The sequence below is a fragment of the Pristimantibacillus sp. Z349TD_6 genome, assembly GCF_056173205.1.
In genome coordinates this window covers 1,831,974-1,854,098 of the sequence record NZ_CM149662.1, presented here as the reverse complement: position 1 = coordinate 1,854,098, position 22,125 = coordinate 1,831,974, and the positions used below count along the sequence as shown (strand labels likewise).

Sequence of the window (22,125 nt, the reverse complement as noted above, 5' to 3'; positions counted from 1 at the left end):
AACGCTTTGGCTTCGCTAGCATTTGCCTAATCTTTTACTGCTCCAGAAGTAATTCCACTTGTGATGAACTTGCGCGCAAACGTAAAGATGACGACACCCGGCATCCCCAGCACAACTAGAGCCGCGTTGAATTTCCCCAGGTCGGCGGGAGAAAAGCCGAACAAGCCTTTTAGCGTATTGACGGCAACCGTAGCCGTCAGCACGGACTTATCCGTCAGGAACATAAGCGGCAGTAGAAAATCTTGGAACGACCACATGATCGAAAGCACCCCGAGATTAATTAGCGCAGGGATGGATAGCGGCAAATAAATGTGTATGAACGCCTGCAGCTTGGAAGCACCGTCGATCGAAGCCGACTCCATCAGCTCGGGCGGCAGATTGTCGTAGTAGTTCCGCAGCATCAGGACGGCGAACGGCAGCGTAAGAACCGCTTCCGAGAAGATGACTGCCCAAAGCGTATTGTAGAGATCCAAGTTTTTCAAAATATAATAAAATGGAATCAAAATGACGACGCCAGGTACGGCCAGACATAGTAGAACTGATACATAAATGGCTTCCTTCGCGAAAAATCGAAGCTTGGAGAAGGCGAAGGCAGCAAGCGCGCCTATCGACAGCAGCAGAAATGTCGAGCCGCTAGCAATAAGCGCCGAGTTCCAGAACGTGCCTATAAGCGAAATGCCATTCAAATCGCTGGTGAACAAATCGACGTAATTCTGAAACCCGTTCACTTTCAGCGAATTGCGGATAGCGGTATAAAACGGAAACAGCCAAACAAGAGCGAAAGCATACAAAAATAAGCTAATGATTCTCTTCTGCTTGCGGTTTGCGATAGCGAAATTCATGCCCGTCCCCCCTTTCCCGTCCGAGGACGATAAGCGATAAGCTGGATGACGGATATCCCCAAAGCGATAAGGAGCACGATGACGGATGCCGCGCAGACGTAACCGATATTCGCCCCGGCGGACCGGGCAAAGGAATAGATATAGACGCTCGAATTCTCCGTTGTGCCCGCCGGACCGCCTTGCGTTAGCAGGAACACCCTTTCGAATTCACGGAAGCTCCCGAGCAGCGTAGACAATATTATCGTTTTATGGGCGTTCTTGAGCAGCGGAAACATAACGCTCCACAGCATACGTCCAAGTCCCGCTCCATCGATAACGGCCGCTTCGAGTATGCCGGCATTAATCGTCGTCATATCTGCGTTATAGTACATCATGGGTAGCCCGATTAGAAACACAGAGATGGAGATGATGGACATGTAAGCGAGCGTCGGATCGCTTAACCACCGTTGGGCAAGGAAATCGAGACCGATGCCGTGCAGCAGCTGATTCAGCGTGCCAAAGCGAAACTCCAGCATGATGGAGAATACCATCGCGATCAGAGCCAGCGGCATGAAAGACGGGATAAAAAACAGCGATCCCAGCAGCTTAGAGCCTCTGATCCCCATATTCAAAACGACGGATACCAAAAATCCGACCGACAAGCTGATGAGAATGGCGGCCGCCGAATAAGCCAAATTGTTGACAATAGAGCGCAAAAATCGGTTGTCCGACAATGCGGTGACATAGTTGTCCCAGCCCACGAACGTCGCATCCCTGAACGACAGCGTCTGGTCGTAGAAGCTGGCATGCACGATAAAATAAAATCCATAAACCAAAAAAACGGAAAACAAAAGCAGCAGCGGAGCGATAAACATAAACCCGACTACATGTTCCCTGCCTGTGATTTTCATAAGATGCACACTCCCTCCTTAGCAGGACAGGAGCAGCGACATGCCGCTCCTACCGGGCTATCATTCGTTCGGGTATTTGCCCGTCTGAAATTCTTTTTCAATCGCTTTGGCCGTCTCTTCAGGTGTCTGGCTGCTTATGAGCAGCTTCTGAAGCTGTTGGCCCGCGACATCGGAGAACGGGGAATTGTTGTTCCGGTCGGCCGTCGGGAAGCTGAGCAGATCGGTTAACGTCTTATAGGATTGCTGCGCCGTCGGTGTCGTCAGAAGAGAAGCATCCGGCGCGAAGCCCGTCTTGTTGGTCGAGAAGGCGAACGTCGAGGCGAGCATGTCGTTGCCTTCGCCGAATACGAGGAAGTCGATCAGCTGCATCGCTTCCTTCGGATGTTTGGAATGCGCCGGTATGCCGATGCCGAGATCGATGAAGGATCGGATCGACGGTTTGCCGTTTGCTTCGATGGCCGGAATAGGCAGGACTCCTACGTCGCCCACGTCCACTTGGTTGGACTTGCGGAAGCTCTCCAGCAGCAGGTTCGCCTCCCAAGTGCCTTGGATAAAAAACGCCGCTTGGCCGGAAGTAAAGGCGGTACGGGAAGACGTATAGTCCATATCGAGTACGTCGTCTTTGCTTATGATGCCGTCAACGAAAATTTTCTGAAAGCTAGCAACTGCCTGCGTAAACTCGGGTCCGTCCAGCTTCTTTCCGTTGTATCGCCACTGGTTGAACAGGTCGGATTGCTGACCGGCGATCGTCCAGACGAGCTCATCCAAAATCCATGCGTCCTTGCCGCCGACGGCTACGGACAACTTGTCGCTCTTCGTCTCGCGAAGCTTATCGGATACGTCCTTCAACTCCGCGTAGGTTTGCGGTGCCGGCAGACCAAGCTCATTCAAAATGTCTTTGTTGTAATACATAACCATAGAGCCGACAGAAGCCATCGGTAAGAACTTCAGGCTGTCCGCTTGGGACTTCGCTTGCGCGACGCTGTTCTCGTTAATGACCGATTGCCAATCTGGCCGCGCTTCGGACAGCAGCTCCTCCAGCGGCAGCAGATCCGCCTGGATTTGCTTCGGCATCGCCCCGGTCTGAACGCCTACGACATCCAGGTCTTCCTGCGTGCTGAGCGCCATCGGCATCTTCGTCTGGAAGTCTTTGCTCTCCATTACCGTAAGCTCGACTTTAATGCCCGGATGCGTTTCTTCGAATTTCTCGATAACCGGCTTGTAGAGATCCGCGGACGGATGCCACGTCCAAAATTTCAAGGTGACAGACTCCTCGCCGCTCACCGTCGCGGACGGCTTGTCGCTTTCAGCCGGTGTACTGGCATTTGGCTCGCCGTCCCCGTTCGATGTGCCGCACGCGGCCAGCGTCATGGCAAATACGAGGAGCACGCTTAGCAACGAATAAGCTTTGTTGACTGGTTTCTTCATGAATAAACCCCCTTCGAGCATGTATTAAGCGCTTGCAAAACAAGCATAACATGCGCCGAAGGGGGCACCTATGGACATTCCACATGAGTCGATATGGAAATCTTACATCGTTTTAGCGGGGATATTGGAACTCGGGGATGCCGCGATCAATCGCGGCTTGCTTGCGGTAATTGTCCATACCGGTGAGCGCCTCCCGGGTCGTAATGGCGCCTGTCATCGCTTGCCGGACCCACTTGGCCATCTCATACTGGCTGTAGCCTACGATAAACGGAGTGACGGAGGGAGAAGTGTGACGATCGATCTGCTCCTTGTTCTCCACATATTGAGGGGTTGGCTGATTCGTCGTCACGCTGTAGAAATACGTTCCCGTCTTCAGATCGCGGTAAATGTCATTCAGCACGGAGGGCTGTGCAAGGAAACGGATGAACTGCATCGCCTCCTCGGCATGGCTGCCGTTTTTGTTGACCATAAGCATGGCTGCATTCGGTCCTTCGTACAGCTTGGCGTCCTTGCCGCCTACGAAGAGGGGCATTATCCCAAAATCGCCTGCCAAACCGGGATATTTCTCGTCCAGATCGGAATACAAATAATCGTCCCATGACATGACCATAGCGTAATCGCCGCTATGCAGCGCGGTCGGCAAGCCGTCCCAGTTGTTGCTGGCCGAATCGCTACCGAAATACCCATGATCATACATCGTCTTGTACCAATCTACGACTTCCTGGACAGCCGGCACGTCGGCCAAATTCACTTGGTTCGAATTCAGTGCTTCCACCAAACCCGGCGTTCGTTTCGCTGCATAATCCATGCCGAATTGAGGCATTAGCGGCCATACGTCTTTGCTAGCCAAATAGACCGGAACGATGCCTGCCTCAAACAGCCTCTTGCATAAGGAAAAAAATTCCTCCTGCGTCTCAGCAGCCCGCAAGCCCAGCTTTTCAAATATGCGTTTATTATATAAAGTCCCACTGGTGGAGGCCATCCATAGGGGCAAGCCGTACAGCTTGCCGTCCTTCGACAGGCGCGGCTTCACCTCTTCGGTTAGGTCTGCCACCCAGTCCTCACCGCTCATATCGACGAAGTTACGCTCCGGATGCAAGTCGCTGAGCGCAGCCCCTCCGAAGTGCATGACCAGGTCCGTAATTTCGCCAATCGCGACCCTCTTACTGATTAATGTATCGACTGTATCGATCGGAAGAGCCTGCAGCTCGATCCGGTTGCCGGTCTGCTCCTCGTAGAGCGCGATAGCCCGCTTCAGAATCGGCTTGACCGTCCAATCCTGGTTGCCCATCAGCGTTAGCGTAATCGCCTGCGACTTGCCCAGTGCGACCTCCGTCTCATTATTTCCTGTGCTGCATCCGAAGAGGAGTGCAGCGAAGACGAGCATCAGTATAACACTCGTACGGATGAACTGCCCGTTACAAGCCCCCGTTCTGCCCATCCTTCGCCCTCCTATCCTTGTATTCCCTAGGGCTGATCCCCGTCGCGTTTTTAAATACTTTGCTGAAGTACAGACTGTCTTCGTAACCGACGAGCTCCGCGATCTGGCGGAGCGACAGCTCCGGCCGATCATGGATGAGCGCGATCGCTTTGTCAATGCGGAGCTTCGCCAAATATTTTCCAGGCGGCATGCCGACTACGTCGCTGAACACGTTTGAGATATACGTTTTGTTATAGCCGAACACTTGCTGAAGCTTGTCGCTTCCGATCGGCTCCATGAAGTGTTCGTCCAAGTAACGCCGGACGCTTTCCATCAAGTCTTTTGCCGAACGGTCCGGGCGGCTCTTAGCCAAAGCCGCATATCCCTCCTTCATATATCCGCAGAACTGTTTTACCGCTTCATCCAGTGTTCGGCAGACGGATAAAAGCTCGTTCGCATCAAAAGCGGCCATTGTCGAAGCGATTTCCTTCGGCCAATGTGCATGGAAGGAACGGACGATCGCTGCGAATAAGCTCTCCACCTCGGGCTGCCCGTAGCCTTCTTTACGCCACTCTCTGACCCATCCTTGGATAGCCTTCTCGAACGATTCATAGTAGGCCGAATGAGTCAGACTCCGGCAGGCTTGATCCAGCTCAGACGACAAGACGAAGCTAGGACGCCGCATATCGCCTTGCATCCATACACGCGCTTCGCCGAATCTCGTCTCACGGGCCAATGCTTCCCTGAGCTTACGAAGCGTAACCGCGAGATTCTCCTCGGCAACAGGCTCGGAGACGGCCATATTAACAACCCCTTCATCCGCTTTCGCACGGGATGTCCATGCAGCCAGCATGGATTCCGCAGCCTCCCGGTGAACGTTTCCCGATTTGGGGCCCATTAAGGCGCGAACCATGATTCTCTCATTCGACGCCCAACCGCTCATCCACCATACGGGATCCGCTTTCCATTCGGTGCTTATCTCCGCCTCCATGGCGTCATCATCCCATTGGCTATAGAAGTCGCCTGGCGAAGGCAGCCGATCTTCCCAAGCGCCTGTCCGGTAGGGTCCTCTCCTTATAAGCAGCAGCTGATAATGCAGATACCCCGGATTAGCGGGTTCCTCTCCAAAGTCATCAGAGAGCTGCAATGCCCGCTTTATATAGGCTCGTTCCGCTTTAGATTTGCGCTTGCGAAGCATGACGGAAGCTTTGGCCAGCGCTTGCTCCAGATGGTCTTCTTTCAGCGGCTTAAGCAAATAATCCCATGCGTTTTGCTGCAGGGCTTCGCGGGCGTAGTTAAAGTCGCTGTATCCGGACAAGATGATGCAAGGGATCTCGTACCCTCTACCGGACAGCACCCTCATCAATTGAAGCCCGTCCATAACCGGCATCCGGATATCTGTCACGATCAAGTCCGGCTTCGCTCCGTCCTCCAGCAGCTTTAGCGCTTTCGCACCGTTGAACGCCGTATGCGATACGGCAAAGCCTTGTGGAGAAGACTCGATCATTCCCTTAATCATTTGAAGGATGGGCGGTTCGTCTTCAATGAGCATAATTCGGTTCATGCCTTATCGCCTCCCCGTTATCGTAAATACCGTGCCGCCGGCCGGAGATTGATCCACCCGAACCTCGACGGCCTCGCCATAAAATAAGTATAGTCGGGCAACCACATTCGCCAGGCCGATGCCATTGCCCTCGCGTATCGACAAGCCGCCATCCGCTTCTGCCACTTCAGCAAGACGATCCGTTTCCGCTCCGGGGTCGTCTCGGAGTCGCCCGATTTGCTGTCGTACTCTCTCCAGCAGCTCCGGCGACAAGCCGATTCCATTATCGGCGATAGAGACGGTCCACGTGCTTTCGCCGACCGTACCCGACACGGCAAGCTTCCATGGCGGTTCGATTCCCGCGAATCCGTGCTGGAATGCGTTTTCGACGAGAGGCTGCAAAGATAATCGCGGAATGGAAACGGGACCGATCGCCTGATCGATGTTCATTTCGATCTCCAGAAATCCTTCGTACTTGCTCCGCATCAACGTTAAATATTGCTCCACATGTTCCATCTCCGCCCCGACGGTGGAATCCTTTCGGTCGAACTTCATCGTGTAGCGAAGCATATCCGAAAGCGCAATGCACATTTCCACCACCTTCGGATTGCCCGAGCTTCTGCCATTGGCCGCGATTACCGTCAGCGTATTATGGAGGAAGTGAGGGTTGACCTGCGCTTGCAGCGCGTTCATCTGCGCGACCATCTCTCGTTGCTTGGCCACCTCCTCTTGGCGCATCGTCCGCTTCAGCTCGTCGAGCAAGCCCTGAAACGCCAAGCCGAGCAGTGTAATTTCGTTGCGGGTTCTCAGCTTTGAGGGGAGCAGCTCCAGCTTCGCAAGATCGACATTAGCCAGAGAATCCTTCAGTCTACTTAGCGGTCTTGTCACGCGGCTGGTATAGAGATAGAGCGCCAGCAACAATACGGCCATCACCGCCAAAAAAATCGTAACGGAACTATGGCGCAAATACGCGATAGGCCTGCGGTAAACGGATACGTCCTCGATCAGCAGCACCGTCCAATCCACCTCCGTCAGCTTCGAATAAAACAACATCTCGTTTGTCCCGGAAAACTGCATCTGAAAATGCCCGAATTCTTCATCCAGCAGCATCTTCAAGCGGTCGTTCTCCTCAATATTGCCGGCAATGTCCGGACTTAAGCTGCTGAACAATTCGCTGCGGTCGGGACCGAGAATAAGCACGTTGCCGAAGGACAGGTCGTTGCGGAAGAAAAAGAGGTTTTCCAGCTCTTTTACCGAATAGCTAACCTCCACGTATCCGTACACATTGTAGTTATCCCTAAGCGGACGTACGATCGAGACGACCTTATCTCCCGATTCGGACCATGGATCAGGATGGGGCGGTAAAAACCGTTTATAATCGTCCATGTTCAAGTATTCTCGAAACATAGGCATGGCGCGAACTTGGAATTTGTCGGCTTTCACATTGTCCATCTTATTGCTTAATCCCAAATAATCGCCGAAGCGACTGACGATGCTAATTCGTCCTTTGAGCGGCTGCAGCGACGTGAAGGATAGCAGTGTATTGCGCACTTCCGCACTAATTTCCGGGTGTGCGGTGAAGTAGTTCTCCTCGGAATTGGACGCGATCCCCTTCAGCACACCCAAAATCGAGTCTGATGCATTGACGGAGATTGAAAGCTTGTCCATTTCCTCCAGCATGTCGTCGACTTGCTCCTGAAGCTTGATCGTCGTCTGCTGCTTGTTTTGCGCCATATCGTTTTCGATCAACGATTCATTACGGAAATAATGAATGACGTTAACGATCGTAATCACGGAGAACAGGAAGATGGACAATGTCAAAAATATACTAGTCTGATATCTTAACGATCCGAACATGCCGCCCCCTTGCCGCGCAAAAAAGTAAGCGCATTCTATATTGCTTCTACTAATGTAACAAATAAGGAGTGTTGAGTGAACAGGACAATCTACAGATGGCGGTATGGAAAATTTACGGAGCAGAAAAAAGGCCATCAAGTCGGGTCTCCCCACCGTGAATGGCCTTCTCGCTATCTAATCTTATTCAATGCCTTGCTCTTTCGCTTTCGCGTTTACTTCCTCGATCTTCTTGTCTAGACCTTTGGCCTTGTAGCTGTCTTTGGTCGGAGTCGACATGTACGCCAGACGGATGTCGTAGTCCGGCACTTTCGTGTTGTACAGAATCCATTTGATATAATCGACCCCAGCTTGTCTGATGACTTCATGGGTAATCTTCGTGTTGTTCATGTCATAAGCGTCCGCTGTTTCGTAAGCTATCGAGTTTTTTCAGGGAGCGATAAGCGATTACTCCCGAATAATTTTCGGTTAGCAATGACAAGTTATGTTCTTATTTTCCGTTCAAAAATGCTGGAATTCCAAGTTGTCTATATACGTTCCTTCACCCATACCGCCATCTCGCCTTTGCCGCGATTCGCCCATGCGTAATAGGGAATAAACGTAACATCCGTCGGCTCAAGAGCTGCGTCTGCGTTGGTGCGGTAAAGCTGAGTGCCCCAATCCTCGAATTGAAGCTTCAGCGCCTGCGCCTTAATCACTTGGATGCCGCCAATCAGATGTTGTTCAAACGTTTCCTCCAGCTTGGCATCCTGCGGCAGAAGCAGCTGCTGAAGCTGCTTCCCGTTGTCCGCCTCCTCTAGGCAATAGACGAGCGGTCCGCGCTGAAGTGCTACTTTACCAGCATTTTGCTTCACTAGCGGATGGCTTCTTACTCGTAATATAGGCATATCGAGTGCAAGCTCCACAATATCGCCGGACGTCCACTCCCGGTCAATTCGCGCATAGCCGTCCACGATTTGATTCGCAAGGGAATACACTTCTCCGTTTATGAGTATCGCTGCATTGGAAGACCAGTCTGGTATACGCAGCGCCAAAGTGAATACTGCCGGCTCGCCGAGTGTCACCTCAAAACGTGCTGACCCTGCCCAAGGCATATTGGATTGCTGATGAAGCTTGATTTTTGTATCTCCTAATGAAAGCTCCATTTCTCCGCCGATATACAAATGCGCATAAATGGTATTGCCTTTTGTGGAATATAAATACTCGCCCAGCGAAGCAAGCAAGCGAGCAATATTCGGCGGACAGCAAGCACAGCCGAACCATTCTTGGCGAACAGGCTTCACATGGTTAAAGTTTTTGTTTCTTCCTTCACATACATCCGGCGTTACCTCCAGCGGATTCACATAGAAGAAATGTCTGCCGTCACGCGACATGCCTGCAATAACGGTATTGTACAAAGCACGCTCCATTACATCTGCATAGCGGCTGTTAGGCTCGAGCTGAAGCATGCGATGAGCGAAGAAAATGAGGCCGATCGATGCGCAGGTTTCTGAATATACCGTATCATTTGGCAGATCGTAATCGAATGAAAAAGCTTCGCCCTGCGCCATTGATCCAATACCGCCAGTAATGTACATCTGCTTGGAGGCTATGTTGTCCCACAATCTGCGGCATGCTGCAAGCAATGACTCGTCGCCCGTTTCGCGTGCAACATCCGCCATACCCGCAAGCATATAAACGACACGCACTGCATGGCCAACCGCTGCTTCTTGCTCACGAACAGGCAAATGCGCCTGAAAATAATCCGCTTCGATATGAATCTTATTATTGCTCCAATGCGAAGTTCTGCCCCTGCGGTCAGCCTCTGCTTCGAAGAAGCTGGGCTGCTGGCCGCGCTTATCAATAAAGTAGCTGCTCAGCTCCAAATATTTGCGTTCACCCGTTGTCTCATATAGTTTCACAAGTGCCAGCTCAATTTCTTGATGACCGTCATATCCTGCAATTTGACCTGGTCCATCACCAAACACGACAGCAATATCATCTGCGATGCGGCATACAATTTCAAGCAGCTTCTTCTTGCCTGTTGCTTTATAGTAAGCTACGCCAGCCTCAATCATATGGCCTGCGGTATAAAGCTCATGGCACTCCGTCAAGTTTGTCCACTTCTTGCCCGGCTCTTTAATCGTATAGAAGGTATTCAAATAACCGTCAGGCTGCTGCGCCTTTTCAATAATGTCGATCATTTCGTCAGCAATTTGCTCTAGACCAGCATCTGGCTTTGTCTCAAGCAAATAAGCGACCGCCTCCAGCCATTTGGCTACATCGGTATCTTGAAATACGAAGCCGTAAAAATCCCCTTTTTCTAAACCTGCCGCAATTTTAAAATTACGAACCGCTCCGCTTCGTTCGGCTCCCTCTACTTGATCATTTATAGCATCCCATTGATAGGGTACAACAACATCCCTAACTAAATTAATATAATAATTCCAAAAAGAATCTTGAATATTGATCTGCTTAAGTGATACGGGTTTGGCATGGTCCTTGCTTGCGATTTGCTCCATTGATTAAAACCCCTCTTCCGATATGAATAACTTTCATACTGCTGATCTCTATTTTATGGGTTAAAATAAAACTTAAATACAAACGAAAATAACTAAATACTTATAAAATTTCACACAAGCAGGGAGTGTAATTGATTATGATAGCAGCATCGGAGCATATTTATTTTGCAGCCCCTCCGCTTCCTTATTACTTAGAGAGCGGCGTTACGAATCACGAACGGGGCGATCAGCATCCGAGCCGGAAGCAGCTAGGCGTATTTGATCTTCTTATCGTAGAACATGGCTGCTTATTTATAGGCGAGGATGAGCGGAAATGGCAATTATCAGACGGGCAAACCTTGCTTCTGCTGCCTGACCGCTATCACTATTCCGTAAAGCCTTCTGAGGAAAAAACACGCTTTTACTGGGTTCATTTTCAAGCGGTGGGGGAATGGCAGCAAACGGAGCTCGATCACTCAGGCATTAACCAAGAAGAGCATTACAATCGTTTCTTAACTTCTCCTTACTCCCTTCACCTGCAGAAAGCATGGACGCTCCCCTATCCAGAGCAAGCGTTTCGCTTAATGCGTACGCTGAACAAAGCTGGAGGAGAGCGTCAGTCGAGTGCATTCTGGACGCAGCAGCAGACATTCGAGGAGCTGCTGCGCATGATGGACCTGCGGCAAAATGACAGCTATACAAGCCCCATTGTCACCCTAGCTGAGAAAGCGGAGGCTTATATAAAAAATAATTATCGATTCGAAATTTCAAGTAAAACGATGGCTGAAGCTCTCAATTTTCACTATAACTACATTACCCGCTGCATGAAGCAGGTGTATGGCATGACGCCTATCGACTATTTATCCAAATATCGGCTTGAGCAAGCCAAGCTGCTGCTGCTCAAAACAGAATGGCCGATCGCAGAAATCGCACAGTATGTTGGATTTGAAAATGTTCCCTACTTCTCCAATTGCTTTACGCAGCAAATCGGGTTGCCGCCTACGAAATTTCGCAAGCAATATACGACGTAATTTAAGACGATAACGTTTGCTTCAACCAATCGTAAGCCAGTCGGCCGCTTATTTCATGCTTGCCCGGAAATACGTCCGTTAAAAGCTTGTCACCAGCTCCATCCGCCTCATAAATGGCCTGAATCTCTGCTTCCGCCTTCCGAAAACCTGCCACCGGAAAGATCGGATCATTTTCTCCAGATTCAAGAAATAACGGACGCGGAGCAATTAATCCGATCAATTCAGGCAGCTCCGCGTGAACGAGTAAACTTGGCGTGTAATTATCAATGCAATGATGAACGGCAAAGATGCTATCTTTGACTGTGTTCGCGAAGCCAGTCAATACCGTTGCATTTATGCGCGCTTCCAGCACGGCCGTCACAAACCCAATTAAACCTCCGCCAGAAAAACCCATGAGGCCAATCCGATCAGCATCAACCTCTTTGCGCGCAGACAAATAATGAAATGCTTTTAACGCTTCTGATACACGCAGGCCGGTCAATGTCTTGCCAAGCATCATCAGCTGCGTTGACAGCCGGTAGCACGAGCTCGGCGCATCTGGATTAAGCGCAAGATCGGCATGGAGCCTGCGCTCGCCGAAGCCGATGACGTCTGGTGCGATCACGACCATGCCCCGTTTCACAAGCTGAATAGCAAAATGCTGATGGCTGCCCGGGTCTTCATCATCTTGTGATCCATCCTGCCGCAAACCAACAATTTGTCTGCTCCCATAACCATGACCATGCAGTGCCAGCACACTCGGCTGCGGCCCCTGCACATCACTCGGAATAAGCACATACGCGGCAAACGTCAGCTCTGGCGTAGCCGACAGCTCCACCCGTTCGCGAACATATCCATCGCATTGAACGCGCTCCAGCACCTTCGGTATATGTGCGGGATTAGGCTCGAACTGGCCTACCAACTCTCGCAGCGCTGATTTCAGCTTCGGCCTGCGTTCATTTCGGAGCTGCAGAGTTCGAAGCTGTTGATGCCGAGCAATGGCTTCGTCATATAGCTTCGTTAAATAAGAATCACCATTCCACATCGTGATCTCTCCTCTTTGTTTGCGTTTTTGTTGTCCTCTTCCCCACATTCTGTTGTCTTTAAGAAAATTCAAGCAAAGCAGTTGAATTTTTATTCTTAATGTTGTATATTTATGCAATACAATGAATAACCGGGAGGCACGTAAATGATTCAGATGGAAAAGTCAGCAACAAAGGCATTGTTAGAAACGGCGGAGAAATCGGTTCTTTTTACGGCGCACCGTCCCAGCGTCGTGATGGAAAAAGGCAAGGGTATGTTTTTGTGGGATACGGATGGAAATCGTTACTTGGATTTTGTCGGCGGCTGGGCGGTTGCAAGCTTGGGGCATTCCCCTGCTGTATTGCAGGAGGCATTGTCACGTCAGGCTTCAACGCTTGTTCATGCAAGCCCCGGTTACTATAATAAACCAATGATTGAATTCGCCGAGATGCTGACCAGCGTCAGCGGTATGGATAAAGCTTTTTTTGTAAGCAGCGGTGCTGAGGCGAATGAAAGTGCAATTAAGCTCGCAAGAAAACATGGCTCTGTTAATTTGAATGGAGCATATGAGATTATTACGTTAACGAACAGCTTCCACGGACGCTCGCTAGCTATGATGTCTGCAACTGGGAAAGCAAAGTGGAAGGATCTATACGCTCCTAAGGTCGAGGGCTTTAAGCATGTACCTATTAATGACCTTGATGCTTGCTTTGCTGCGGTTACGAACAACACCTGTGCAATTATGGTCGAGCTCGTGCAAGGGGAAGGCGGCGTTCATTCCGTAGATGAAGCGTATTTGTTCGGATTGCGTAAAATATGCGATATGTATGGCATGCTGTTAATATTTGATGAAATACAGACGGGGATGGGCAGAACAGGCAAGCTGTTCGCTTATGAGCATTACGGTATTATGCCTGATGTCATCACCATAGGCAAAGGCATTGGTGCTGGCTTTCCGTTAGCGGCGATGCTGACAAAAAGCAAATATGATTTATTTGAGCCGGGAGATCAAGGCGGAACCTATACAGGAGCCCCGCTTGCCATGGCTGCAGGTTATGCCGTGCTTCAGGAACTGCTGGAGCAAAACTTGGCAAACAACGCTAAGGTGCAAGGCCAATTTCTAGAAGGCAGCCTTCGCGATCTTTCTCACGAATTTCCGATTGCGAATATTCGCGGCAAAGGGCTTCTGCTCGCATTTGACGTACCCGAGAACACCGCTGATGAGCTTGCTGCGATTTGTATGCGTGAGGGACTGCTTATCAATGCACTGAATTCATCTACCATTCGCCTCGTTCCTCCATTAATTGTAACGCAGAAGGATATCGATCTCATGATATTCATCCTGCGCCGCTCTTTCCGTCAGCTGCTTGCTGCCAAATAATGACTCATTCGTAACGAGCCAGCTGATCCAGCGAGCGCTGAATCAGCTGGTTTATTGAAGTGAGCTCTTGCGCTAGCCTCAGCTGCACAATCGAATCCGCGACTCAAGCTTCTACCAATTCAGCGCATTGCCTGCATAATCCACGTATTCACAATCTGCTGCCGCAGCATCCAAGCTTATGCGAGCTTCAACTAGCTTTAGAATAGAGGAAGCCGATTGCTCAGGCGTAAGCGTTGCTGCAGCATCTAACTTGCCCTGCATATACGTCTGCACCCAGCCTGGGTGCACAACCAGCACACGGCCACCTAGCTGCTTAATGCCATTATGGATCAGCTTGGATTGCATGTTCAGCGCTGCCTTTGACATACAATACGCATACCAGCTGTCCCGGTAGCAATCACTTATGCTGCCCGCCTCCGACGATATATTGAGCAGAAACTTTGATTCTCCCTTGAGCAGGAGCGGCATAAAGGTCTGGCTCATCCGCAAGCTCCCAAGTGTATTCACATTAAAAACATCAAGCATCTCCGCATAATGAAGCGGATCTAGCACCGTTGCTGTAATGTCTCCCAATATCGCTCCGTTATTGATTAATAGATCCAGCTGATCCGTCCTTGCAGCTGTTGCTTTGAACGCCCTTGCCACACTCTCATCACTTGATATGTCCAGCTGCAGCACCTGCAGCCGATCTGCATGTGCTTCTTTTAACTCATCAAGCTGCGGTACATGGTCCGCATATCGTCCAGCAAAAACGTCATATTCTAGCTCAAGCAAGCATTTCACGAGGGCCAAGCCTACTCCTCGATCTGCTCCGGTTACGAAGGCTGTTTTCTTCAATACAATCACTCCTATTATACTTATTGAAATCATTGCGAATGATGGATAAGCTGCTCCGCATAATCTAGTTACGGTTGTAATGCGCCTAATTAGCAGGAGGGCTCCCATTTTGCGTACACGAGCTGCCAAAAAAGAAGAATTTGAAATATACATTGTTCCCGCCTGGAAATGGAAGGAGTTCATTGCCTTTGAGCTCATCGGCGGCGCGGCATTTTATTTGCTATGCCGAAAAGCAGTGCATTCCGAGCTATTCGGCATAGCCGCGAATATAGCCGGACCGCAGATGCTCAAATTTTTGATGGCTGCTTATCGCTTGGATACAAAAAAACGTCCCACAGCCCCCGCTGAGCCAGCGGAATTGTAGAACGTTTCAAGCATGCTAGAAGCCGAAGTAAGCTTTCGCGTTGCGATAAGAAATATTTTGAACCATTTGACCCAGCAGCTCCATATCTTCCGGCGCCTCGCCATTCTCGACCCATTCACCTAGCAAATTGCAGAGCAAACGCCGGAAATATTCATGTCTGGTGTACGAGAGGAAGCTGCGGGAATCGGTCAGCATGCCAACAAAGCGGCTAAGCAGTCCTTGATTGGCAAGCGTATTCATTTGATCAAGCATACCATTTTTTGTATCGTTGAACCACCATGCAGAGCCAAGTTGAATTTTCCCAGGCACCCCGCCCCCTTGGAAGCTTCCAATAATGGATCCCAGTACATCATTGTCCTTGGCATTTAGCGAATAAACGATTGTTTTTGGAAGCGCGTCGTCCATATCCAGCGCGTCAAGCAGCCTTGTGAGCGGGTAAGCTACATCACTATCATTGATCGAATCAAATCCTGTATCCGGTCCGAGCTTGCCAAACATGCGCGAGCTGTTGTTTCTAGCCGCATTGATATGGAACTGCATCGCCCAGCCGCGCTCGGCATACAAACGTCCCAAGAAGAGCAGCGTGAACGTCTTGTACTGCTTCTCTTCTTCTAGGGAGACCGTTTCCTTGTTCAAGGCTTTGGCAAAAATAGCAGCAGCATCAGCCTTCGTTGTCTCTGCATACGCAACATAGTCCAGCGCATGGTCAGATACTTTGCAGCCCGCCTCAGCGAAAAACTTTACTCTTGCCTCAAGCGCATCAAGCAGCGCATCATAGCTGTCGATCGTCGTTGCAGCCGCCTCTTCAAGCTTGCCAACCCATTCAAGAAAAGTAGGACGATTGATTTCCAGCGCTTTGTCAGGCCTGAAGGAAGGCAGCACCTGTACGTTAAAATCATCTAAAGCTTTGATCGCGATATGATACTCCAGCGAATCAACAGGATCATCTGTCGTGCAGATGACCTCAACCTTGGACATATTGACCAAATCACGCGCTTTAAATTGGCCTGTCGCGAGCTTTGCGTTAACCTGCTCCCATATGGACGGCGCATTTTTCTCATTAATAAGCTCATAAACGTCAAAATAACGACGAAGCTCCAAATGCGACCATTGGTATAGCGGATTGCCGATCGTTTGCGGAACGGTTTTGGCCCATGCTTCAAAACGCTCGTAATCGGTTACTCCCTCGCCCCCTGTTACAAAACGCTCTTCTACTCCATTCGCACGCATTGCCCGCCACTTGTAGTGGTCACCGTACAGCCATGCCTCCGTAATGTTCTCAAAGCTTTTATTCTCAAAAATTTGCTGCGGACTCAAATGGCAATGGTAATCAATGATTGGCATATCCTTTGCAAAATCATGATACAGCTTAATCGCCGTTTCGTTTGACAACAAAAAATGATCGTCCATAAATGGCTTCATTTAAGCTTCCTCCTCCGCAACCTAGTTATGAAATTTCACCAGCTCATCAATTTGTACTGCGAGTCCCGTCTGGATAGAACGGTTCGCTGCAATGCCCGTTAGAATCGATCTTGCTCCATCAATATGATTCGCCGCCCTATGGAATGGGTCCTCTACAGGCGTTCCAAACAGATCGTTCAGCAATACCGGATCGCCGCCGCCATGACCGCCAACGCCTTCCTCTACCTCAACCTCGTAAGGAGCTGCAAACATTGGAAATACTTTAATCGACTGCTCTTTCAGCGCGCCCTCATCGGATTTCTCGCCGCCGGAATTCACATACGATTGTTCCACGATATTCATCTCGATGCGTCCCTTTGTTCCATTAAATGCAATGCGGTAACCTTCCCATGGCAAATATGCGTTTAAGGAGTAGGTTAAGATCGCATTGTTTTTGTAGCGGACAAGCACGCCCATCGTATCTTCAATATTAATGCCGTCACCGAACACGCTTTGATCGCGGCGGTAGCCGTCCTCATGCTCCGCGTCCAAATACATCGCTTTCAAATGATCATTTTTGTCCAAATGCAGCGCAAATGGATCATTCTCAGCTAGCGGATTTCCCGTCGCGCGCTCATAAAATTGCGTCTCCCCGCGCTGCTCTGCATTTTCGCGACCATAGAACAAGAGATCACCAAAGGCAAATACCGACTCCGGCTGCGAGCCGATCCAGAAGTTCACGAGATCAAAGTGATGCGTCGATTTGTGAACCAGCAAACCGCCGCTGTTCTGCTTGTTGCGATGCCATCTGCGGAAATAATCTGCGCCATGCTGCGTATTCAGCAGCCATTCAAAGTGAACAGAGGTTACTTTGCCGATTGTACCATTAGCAATCAGCTCTCTTGCTTTCGTATGATGCGGCGCATACCGATAGTTGAACGTCACACGCACATTGCGGCCCGTCCGTTCAACCGCATCCAAAATTTGCTGACATTTTTTCTCGTCTACCGTCATGGGCTTCTCAGTTACAACATCACAGCCAAGCTCCAGCGCACGAATAATGTACGTATGATGCGTCCGATCCATGCTCGTAACGATGACCGCATCCGGCTTTTCCTGCTCAATCATTTGTTCAAATTCATTTGACTTGTACGTTTTTACAGCCTCATGGTTATATTTATCAACTAATATGCGATTCGCATAGTCCATCCGAGTTTGGTTAATATCACAAAAAGCGAGCAGCTGCGACGTTTCTCTGAAATCGGTTGCAAGCGCACCGTAGAAAAATTCTGCCCTGCCGCCGCTGCCTACCAATACATACCGTTTTTTTGTCATACTCATTATTCCTCCTCGATTCCAATTACCTTCATATTACTGCATGATAGTGATATAATTCTCTGCATATCCTGCTCTATTTCGATCAAACACCGCTTATTTTGCGATAAAATCAAAAGGAGTACGTCCCTAATGAGCATCCAGCCCGACATCTACAGCTTTGGCTCTATTTCCGACCTATACATTGAGTATACGAAGCGGACAGCACCTTACACGATGGAATACAATCACTACCACGACTATTATGAAATTTACTATATGCTGTCAGGCCAGCGGATTTATTTTATACGTGACCGTTCCTATTCCGTTGAGCAAGGCGACCTCGTCTTTATTTCGAAGCATGAGCTGCACAAAACGATGCAATCCGGCGATGCCGCTCATGAACGAATCATCATACACTTTGATGATGCCATGTTGAGCAAATTGGCAGGAGTCCATGCCAGCTTCTTATTGACGCCATTTGAACAGCAATCCCATATTATTCGTATGCCTATGCAAGAGCAGCTGGCGACAGCACAATTAATGAGTAGAACGCTCTCAGAGATCAGACAGCAGCCTGCTGGCTTCGAGCTGTTTCCTGCATTTGCTGTAACGGAGCTTCTGCTGACTGCAGCTAGACATATTCAGCAGCATGAGCCAGTGCCTCTGCACCACGCAACTCCCATGCATGCCAAAATTTCAGAGGTTATCCGCTACATTAACGCTCACTTTGGGGAGGTGCTGCGGCTTGACGAGGTCGCAAAACATTTTTTCATCAGTCCTTATTATTTAAGCCGCATGTTCAAGGAGCTGACAGGTTTTACCTTCTCCGATTACATCATTCTGACCCGCATGAAAGAAGCCCAGCGTCTGCTTCGCGAGTCCGATAGTAGCATTACCGATATTGCCGCTGCGGTTGGCTTTGATAACTTCTCCCACTTCGGTAAAACCTTTAAAAAGATAACCCGCCTATCCCCGCGTCAATATCGGAAGCAATATAGGTAAGAGAATTTAAGTGAAACAAATTTTTGTCGTAATTTCATACAAATATGGTCATTAAATTACACTAAAAATAAGCATAAAACTGTGTTAAATTATAGCTGTTGTCATAAATTTATATATGCAATGCAAATTCGCTAATAGATGCCCAGGGAGAGATGAACCTATGATTCGAATCGGTAAAATTAGTTATTGGCATGTACACGCATGGGATTATACGAAGCAAGCTCAGGAGCACCCTGGTACGGAAATCGTTGCTGTATGGGACGAAATCGCGGAACGCGGTCAAGCAGCTGCCGAGAAGCTTGGCGTTACTTTTCATTCCGATCTTAATGAAATGTTGAGTCGCGATGATATTGACGCAGTTATTGTTGACGCTCCAACCTTCAGACACCAAGAGGTTATCGTAGCAGCGGCTAAAGCCGGCAAGCATATTTTCACAGAGAAAGTTATTGCCCCAACTCTTAAAGAAGTAAATGTTATACTAGATGAAGTAGCTAAAAATAATGTAAAATTAACTGTATCGCTGCCTCGTCTAAATGACGGCTATACACTGGCGATTCGCGATATTTTGTCACAAGGCGTACTTGGAAAAATCACACTCGTTCGTGCTCGTCTCTCACATAACGGAGCAACAGCGAACTGGCTGCCTGAACACTTCTACAACCTAGAGCAATGCGGCGGCGGTGCTTTAATCGATTTGGGCTGTCACCCTATGTATTTGACTAGACTTTTCTTGAATGAGATGCCAAAAGAGGTTTCTGCTCACTTTGGTTATGTGACTGGCAAAGAAGTAGAAGATAACGCAGTTGCGGTATTGAACGCGCCATCTGGAGCAATCGGAATCGTAGAAGCCGGCTTCGTTAACAATCATTCACCATTTACGCTTGAGGTGCATGGAACTGAAGGAACGCTATTGTATGGCAATCCTGAGAGCCAGCTGCTGCTTCGCACTTCTACACCAGGAGCACAATCATCTGAGCAATGGACGGCACAAGTGATTCCGCCGAACAGAGAAAGTGCATTTGACCAATGGGTGCAGCACATCGAGAACAACACGTCCGCTGACGAAAATGTAAGCCTTGCCATTGACTTAACAAAGCTGATGGAAGCATCAAACCGTTCTGCTAATGAGCACCGTGCAATCCGCATCGATGAGCTGAGCGAGTAATACGACACACATAATTTGAACGACTCCAAGGAGTGATCGGCATGCCTAACTTCCCGTATGAGGTCATGCATGAACGCCAGGATGCGCTTGAACGCCTGGAGCTGTGCATCAGATGGGGACCCTACGACATCCATGTACTGCGCTTCCATCTGACGCAATTTCCTCCCGGCAGAATGATTGGATTTCATAAGCATGCGGAATATGAATTTCACTTCATACCGCAGGGCAAAGGAAAGGTCATTATTAGCGACCAGGAGTATGCGTTAAAACCTGGCATGCTTTATTTAACCGGACCTGAGATCATGCATTATCAAGAAGCAGACCCGCTTGAAGCGATGGATGAGCTTTGTCTGCATGTCGATATCATTGATCGCACCGAGCAGAATAACGGCGAGGATGTTCATTCCTATGACGACTGGGAAGCTGCTGAAGCGCGCAATTGTATCGAGAAGCTCAAGGCGCTTCCATTGTATCCAACAATGGATCTTCATCAAGCGATGCCTCGCTTTCTTGAAGCGTATCAAGCTTGCAACGATAATTTTGTCGGTAGCTATACTACCATTAAGCAGACAGTTATCCAGATTTTAATGCGAGCGGTCCGTGCTTATGAAACAGCAAGTGAACAGAAGCATTTTCCAACGCGGGATATGAAGGCTTATCGTTATCGACTCGCCTTGGAGTATATTTACGCTAACTATGATGGCTTCATCACGCTTGAGGACGTTGCGGACAAGCTTAATTTAAGCTCTCGGCAAATTCAGCGATTATTCAAAGAGCTTCATCACGGACATACATTCAGCCGTATTCTTGAAGACATTCGGCTAGCTGTCGTATGCCGTGAGCTGCTGGAGAGTTCGCATTCGGTGGAGAAAATAGCTAAGTTATCCGGTTTTGCCGGCGGCAACTATTTACACGCTGTATTTCGCAAGAAATTCGGCGTCACTCCTTCCGAATACCGCAGAAATGCTCGTCAAACCGTTTCTCAATAAAAAAATTCATTATACTACTAGGAGGCTTTATAACATGTCTAAAGTATACAAACTTGCTATTATTGGCTGTGGCGGAATTGCAAACGGTAAACATCTACCAAGCTTGAAGAAACTTAAAAACGTTGAAATTGTTGCATTTTGCGATATCGTTGAACAACGTGCGATTGACGCAGCTGCTCAATACGGAGCAGAAGGCGCGAAAGTATACACGGATTACACGGAGCTGTTGAACGATTCTTCCATTGAAGTCGTTCACGTATGTACACCAAACGATTCACATGCGAACATTGCCATTGCTGCGCTTGAAGCTGGCAAACATGTTATGACTGAAAAACCTATGGCCAAAACAGCTCACGATGCACAACGTATGGTTGACGCTGCTCGCCGTACTGGCAAGAAACTTACTGTTGGCTACAACAACCGTTTCCGTCCAGACAGCCAACACTTGAAAAAATTGTGTGAAGCTGGTGAGCTTGGTGACATCTACTACGCGAAAGCGCATGCTGTACGTCGCCGCGCAGTTCCAACTTGGGGCGTTTTCCTTGACGAAGAAAAACAAGGCGGCGGACCGCTTATCGATATCGGTACTCACGCACTTGATTTGACGCTTTGGATGCTTGACAACTACAAGCCAAAAGTAGTGCTTGGTACTTCTTACCACAAGCTTTCGCAACGTGAGAATGCTGCTAATGCATGGGGCCCTTGGGATCCTGCGAAGTTCACGGTTGAGGATTCCGCATTTGGTATGATCGTTATGGAAAACGGCGCTACAATCGTGCTTGAATCCAGCTGGGCACTTAATACACTTGAAGTTGACGAAGCTAAATGTACGTTGTCTGGTACTGAAGGCGGCGCGGACATGAAAGATGGCCTTCGCATTAATGGCGAGAAGCACAGCCGTCTATTTGCAACTAAGGTTGATCTGAATGCAGGCGGAGTTGCTTTCTACGATGGCAAAACAGAAAGCGATGCTGATCTCGAAATGAGAATGTGGCTGAAAGCTATTGAAGAGGACACTGAGCCTGTTGTTACACCAGAGCAAGCTTTTGTCGTTTCTCAAATTCTTGAAGCGATTTATGAATCATCCAAAACCGGCAAAGCCGTATATCTATAAGCTATACAAAAGGAACTGCCTCGCTTGGTCTATACAGACCTTGCAGGGCAGTTCCTTTTTTGTTC

At 49.1% G+C, this 22,125-nt stretch carries 19 protein-coding genes; 7 read left to right on the top strand and 12 right to left on the bottom strand.

From position 1 onward, the window contains the following. Positions 1–26: 26 nt before the first annotated feature. The 8 genes from AC0VYE_RS08010 to AC0VYE_RS07975 all read right to left on the bottom strand — a co-directional run bounded on the left by AC0VYE_RS08010 (position 27) and on the right by AC0VYE_RS07975 (position 10,478). A complete protein-coding gene (locus AC0VYE_RS08010; protein WP_475447143.1) occupies positions 27–842 on the bottom strand; it encodes a carbohydrate ABC transporter permease in 816 nt (271 codons plus the stop codon). Then, positions 839–1,732, bottom strand: coding sequence for a carbohydrate ABC transporter permease (locus tag AC0VYE_RS08005; RefSeq protein ID WP_054028439.1), 894 nt, complete (start codon positions 1,730–1,732; stop codon positions 839–841). Before AC0VYE_RS08005 ends, AC0VYE_RS08010 begins: the two co-directional genes overlap by 4 nt. 60 nt (positions 1,733–1,792) lie before the next feature. Further along, the gene (locus AC0VYE_RS08000) at positions 1,793–3,160 is read right to left on the bottom strand and encodes an ABC transporter substrate-binding protein (RefSeq protein WP_339207618.1); all 1,368 of its coding nucleotides are present in this window, start codon (positions 3,158–3,160) and stop codon (positions 1,793–1,795) included. Between the two features lie 112 nt (positions 3,161–3,272). Beyond that, positions 3,273–4,601 carry an ABC transporter substrate-binding protein gene (locus AC0VYE_RS07995; protein WP_475447140.1) on the bottom strand — a complete coding sequence of 443 codons (1,329 nt, stop codon included), beginning with the start codon at positions 4,599–4,601 and terminating at the stop codon, positions 3,273–3,275. Next, positions 4,579–6,144, bottom strand: a complete 1,566-nt coding sequence (locus AC0VYE_RS07990; RefSeq protein ID WP_475447138.1) for a response regulator transcription factor — start codon at positions 6,142–6,144, stop codon at positions 4,579–4,581. Before AC0VYE_RS07990 ends, AC0VYE_RS07995 begins: the two co-directional genes overlap by 23 nt. A gap of 3 nt (positions 6,145–6,147) precedes the next feature. Further along, positions 6,148–7,980, bottom strand: a complete 1,833-nt coding sequence (locus tag AC0VYE_RS07985; RefSeq protein WP_475447136.1) for a sensor histidine kinase — start codon at positions 7,978–7,980, stop codon at positions 6,148–6,150. 180 nt (positions 7,981–8,160) lie between these two features. Further along, on the bottom strand, positions 8,161–8,367 hold the full coding sequence (locus AC0VYE_RS07980) for a hypothetical protein (protein ID WP_339207614.1): 207 nt from the start codon (positions 8,365–8,367) through the stop codon (positions 8,161–8,163). A 137-nt stretch (positions 8,368–8,504) separates the two neighbouring features. After that, entirely contained in the window at positions 8,505–10,478 is a 1,974-nt protein-coding gene (locus tag AC0VYE_RS07975) for a glycoside hydrolase family 127 protein (RefSeq protein ID WP_475447135.1), read from the bottom strand. 137 nt (positions 10,479–10,615) lie between these two features. On the opposite strand from AC0VYE_RS07975, the gene AC0VYE_RS07970 reads away from it, so the two are divergent. After that, a complete protein-coding gene (locus tag AC0VYE_RS07970) occupies positions 10,616–11,488 on the top strand; it encodes a helix-turn-helix domain-containing protein (protein WP_475447133.1) in 873 nt (290 codons plus the stop codon). Between the two features lies 1 nt (position 11,489). Here the strand turns inward: AC0VYE_RS07970 and AC0VYE_RS07965 are convergent, their stop codons facing one another. Continuing rightward, positions 11,490–12,512 (bottom strand): dienelactone hydrolase family protein, encoded by a 1,023-nt coding sequence (locus tag AC0VYE_RS07965; RefSeq protein WP_475447131.1) that lies wholly within the window; start codon positions 12,510–12,512, stop codon positions 11,490–11,492. A 144-nt stretch (positions 12,513–12,656) separates the two neighbouring features. On the opposite strand from AC0VYE_RS07965, the gene AC0VYE_RS07960 reads away from it, so the two are divergent. After that, on the top strand, positions 12,657–13,871 hold the full coding sequence (locus tag AC0VYE_RS07960; RefSeq protein WP_076267957.1) for an aspartate aminotransferase family protein: 1,215 nt from the start codon (positions 12,657–12,659) through the stop codon (positions 13,869–13,871). A 111-nt stretch (positions 13,872–13,982) separates the two neighbouring features. On the opposite strand, the gene AC0VYE_RS07955 is transcribed toward AC0VYE_RS07960, so the two are convergent. Beyond that, positions 13,983–14,717, bottom strand: a complete 735-nt coding sequence (locus tag AC0VYE_RS07955; RefSeq protein ID WP_475447129.1) for an SDR family NAD(P)-dependent oxidoreductase — start codon at positions 14,715–14,717, stop codon at positions 13,983–13,985. Between the two features lie 100 nt (positions 14,718–14,817). Here AC0VYE_RS07955 and AC0VYE_RS07950 point away from each other — a divergent pair, with 100 nt between their 5' ends. Beyond that, the gene (locus AC0VYE_RS07950) at positions 14,818–15,072 is read left to right on the top strand and encodes a hypothetical protein (RefSeq protein WP_475447127.1); all 255 of its coding nucleotides are present in this window, start codon (positions 14,818–14,820) and stop codon (positions 15,070–15,072) included. 15 nt (positions 15,073–15,087) lie between these two features. Here AC0VYE_RS07950 and uxaC read toward each other — a convergent pair whose 3' ends face one another. Both uxaC and AC0VYE_RS07940 read right to left on the bottom strand, forming a co-directional pair. Beyond that, positions 15,088–16,494, bottom strand: a complete 1,407-nt coding sequence (uxaC, locus tag AC0VYE_RS07945; RefSeq protein ID WP_076267960.1) for a glucuronate isomerase — start codon at positions 16,492–16,494, stop codon at positions 15,088–15,090. 21 nt (positions 16,495–16,515) lie between these two features. After that, the gene (locus tag AC0VYE_RS07940; protein ID WP_475447125.1) at positions 16,516–17,808 is read right to left on the bottom strand and encodes a Gfo/Idh/MocA family protein; all 1,293 of its coding nucleotides are present in this window, start codon (positions 17,806–17,808) and stop codon (positions 16,516–16,518) included. A 132-nt stretch (positions 17,809–17,940) separates the two neighbouring features. On the opposite strand from AC0VYE_RS07940, the gene AC0VYE_RS07935 reads away from it, so the two are divergent. The 4 genes from AC0VYE_RS07935 to AC0VYE_RS07920 all read left to right on the top strand — a co-directional run bounded on the left by AC0VYE_RS07935 (position 17,941) and on the right by AC0VYE_RS07920 (position 22,060). Then, on the top strand, positions 17,941–18,792 hold the full coding sequence (locus AC0VYE_RS07935; protein WP_475447123.1) for a helix-turn-helix domain-containing protein: 852 nt from the start codon (positions 17,941–17,943) through the stop codon (positions 18,790–18,792). Positions 18,793–18,952: 160 nt separating this feature from the next. Next, positions 18,953–19,957: a Gfo/Idh/MocA family protein gene (locus AC0VYE_RS07930; protein WP_076267963.1), complete on the top strand. Its 1,005-nt coding sequence runs from the start codon at positions 18,953–18,955 to the stop codon at positions 19,955–19,957. Positions 19,958–19,998: 41 nt separating this feature from the next. Beyond that, complete coding sequence (locus AC0VYE_RS07925; RefSeq protein ID WP_076267964.1) at positions 19,999–20,946, top strand: AraC family transcriptional regulator; 948 nt, start codon at positions 19,999–20,001, stop codon at positions 20,944–20,946. A 34-nt stretch (positions 20,947–20,980) separates the two neighbouring features. Beyond that, positions 20,981–22,060 carry a Gfo/Idh/MocA family protein gene (locus AC0VYE_RS07920; protein WP_076267965.1) on the top strand — a complete coding sequence of 360 codons (1,080 nt, stop codon included), beginning with the start codon at positions 20,981–20,983 and terminating at the stop codon, positions 22,058–22,060. Positions 22,061–22,125 lie beyond the last annotated feature (65 nt).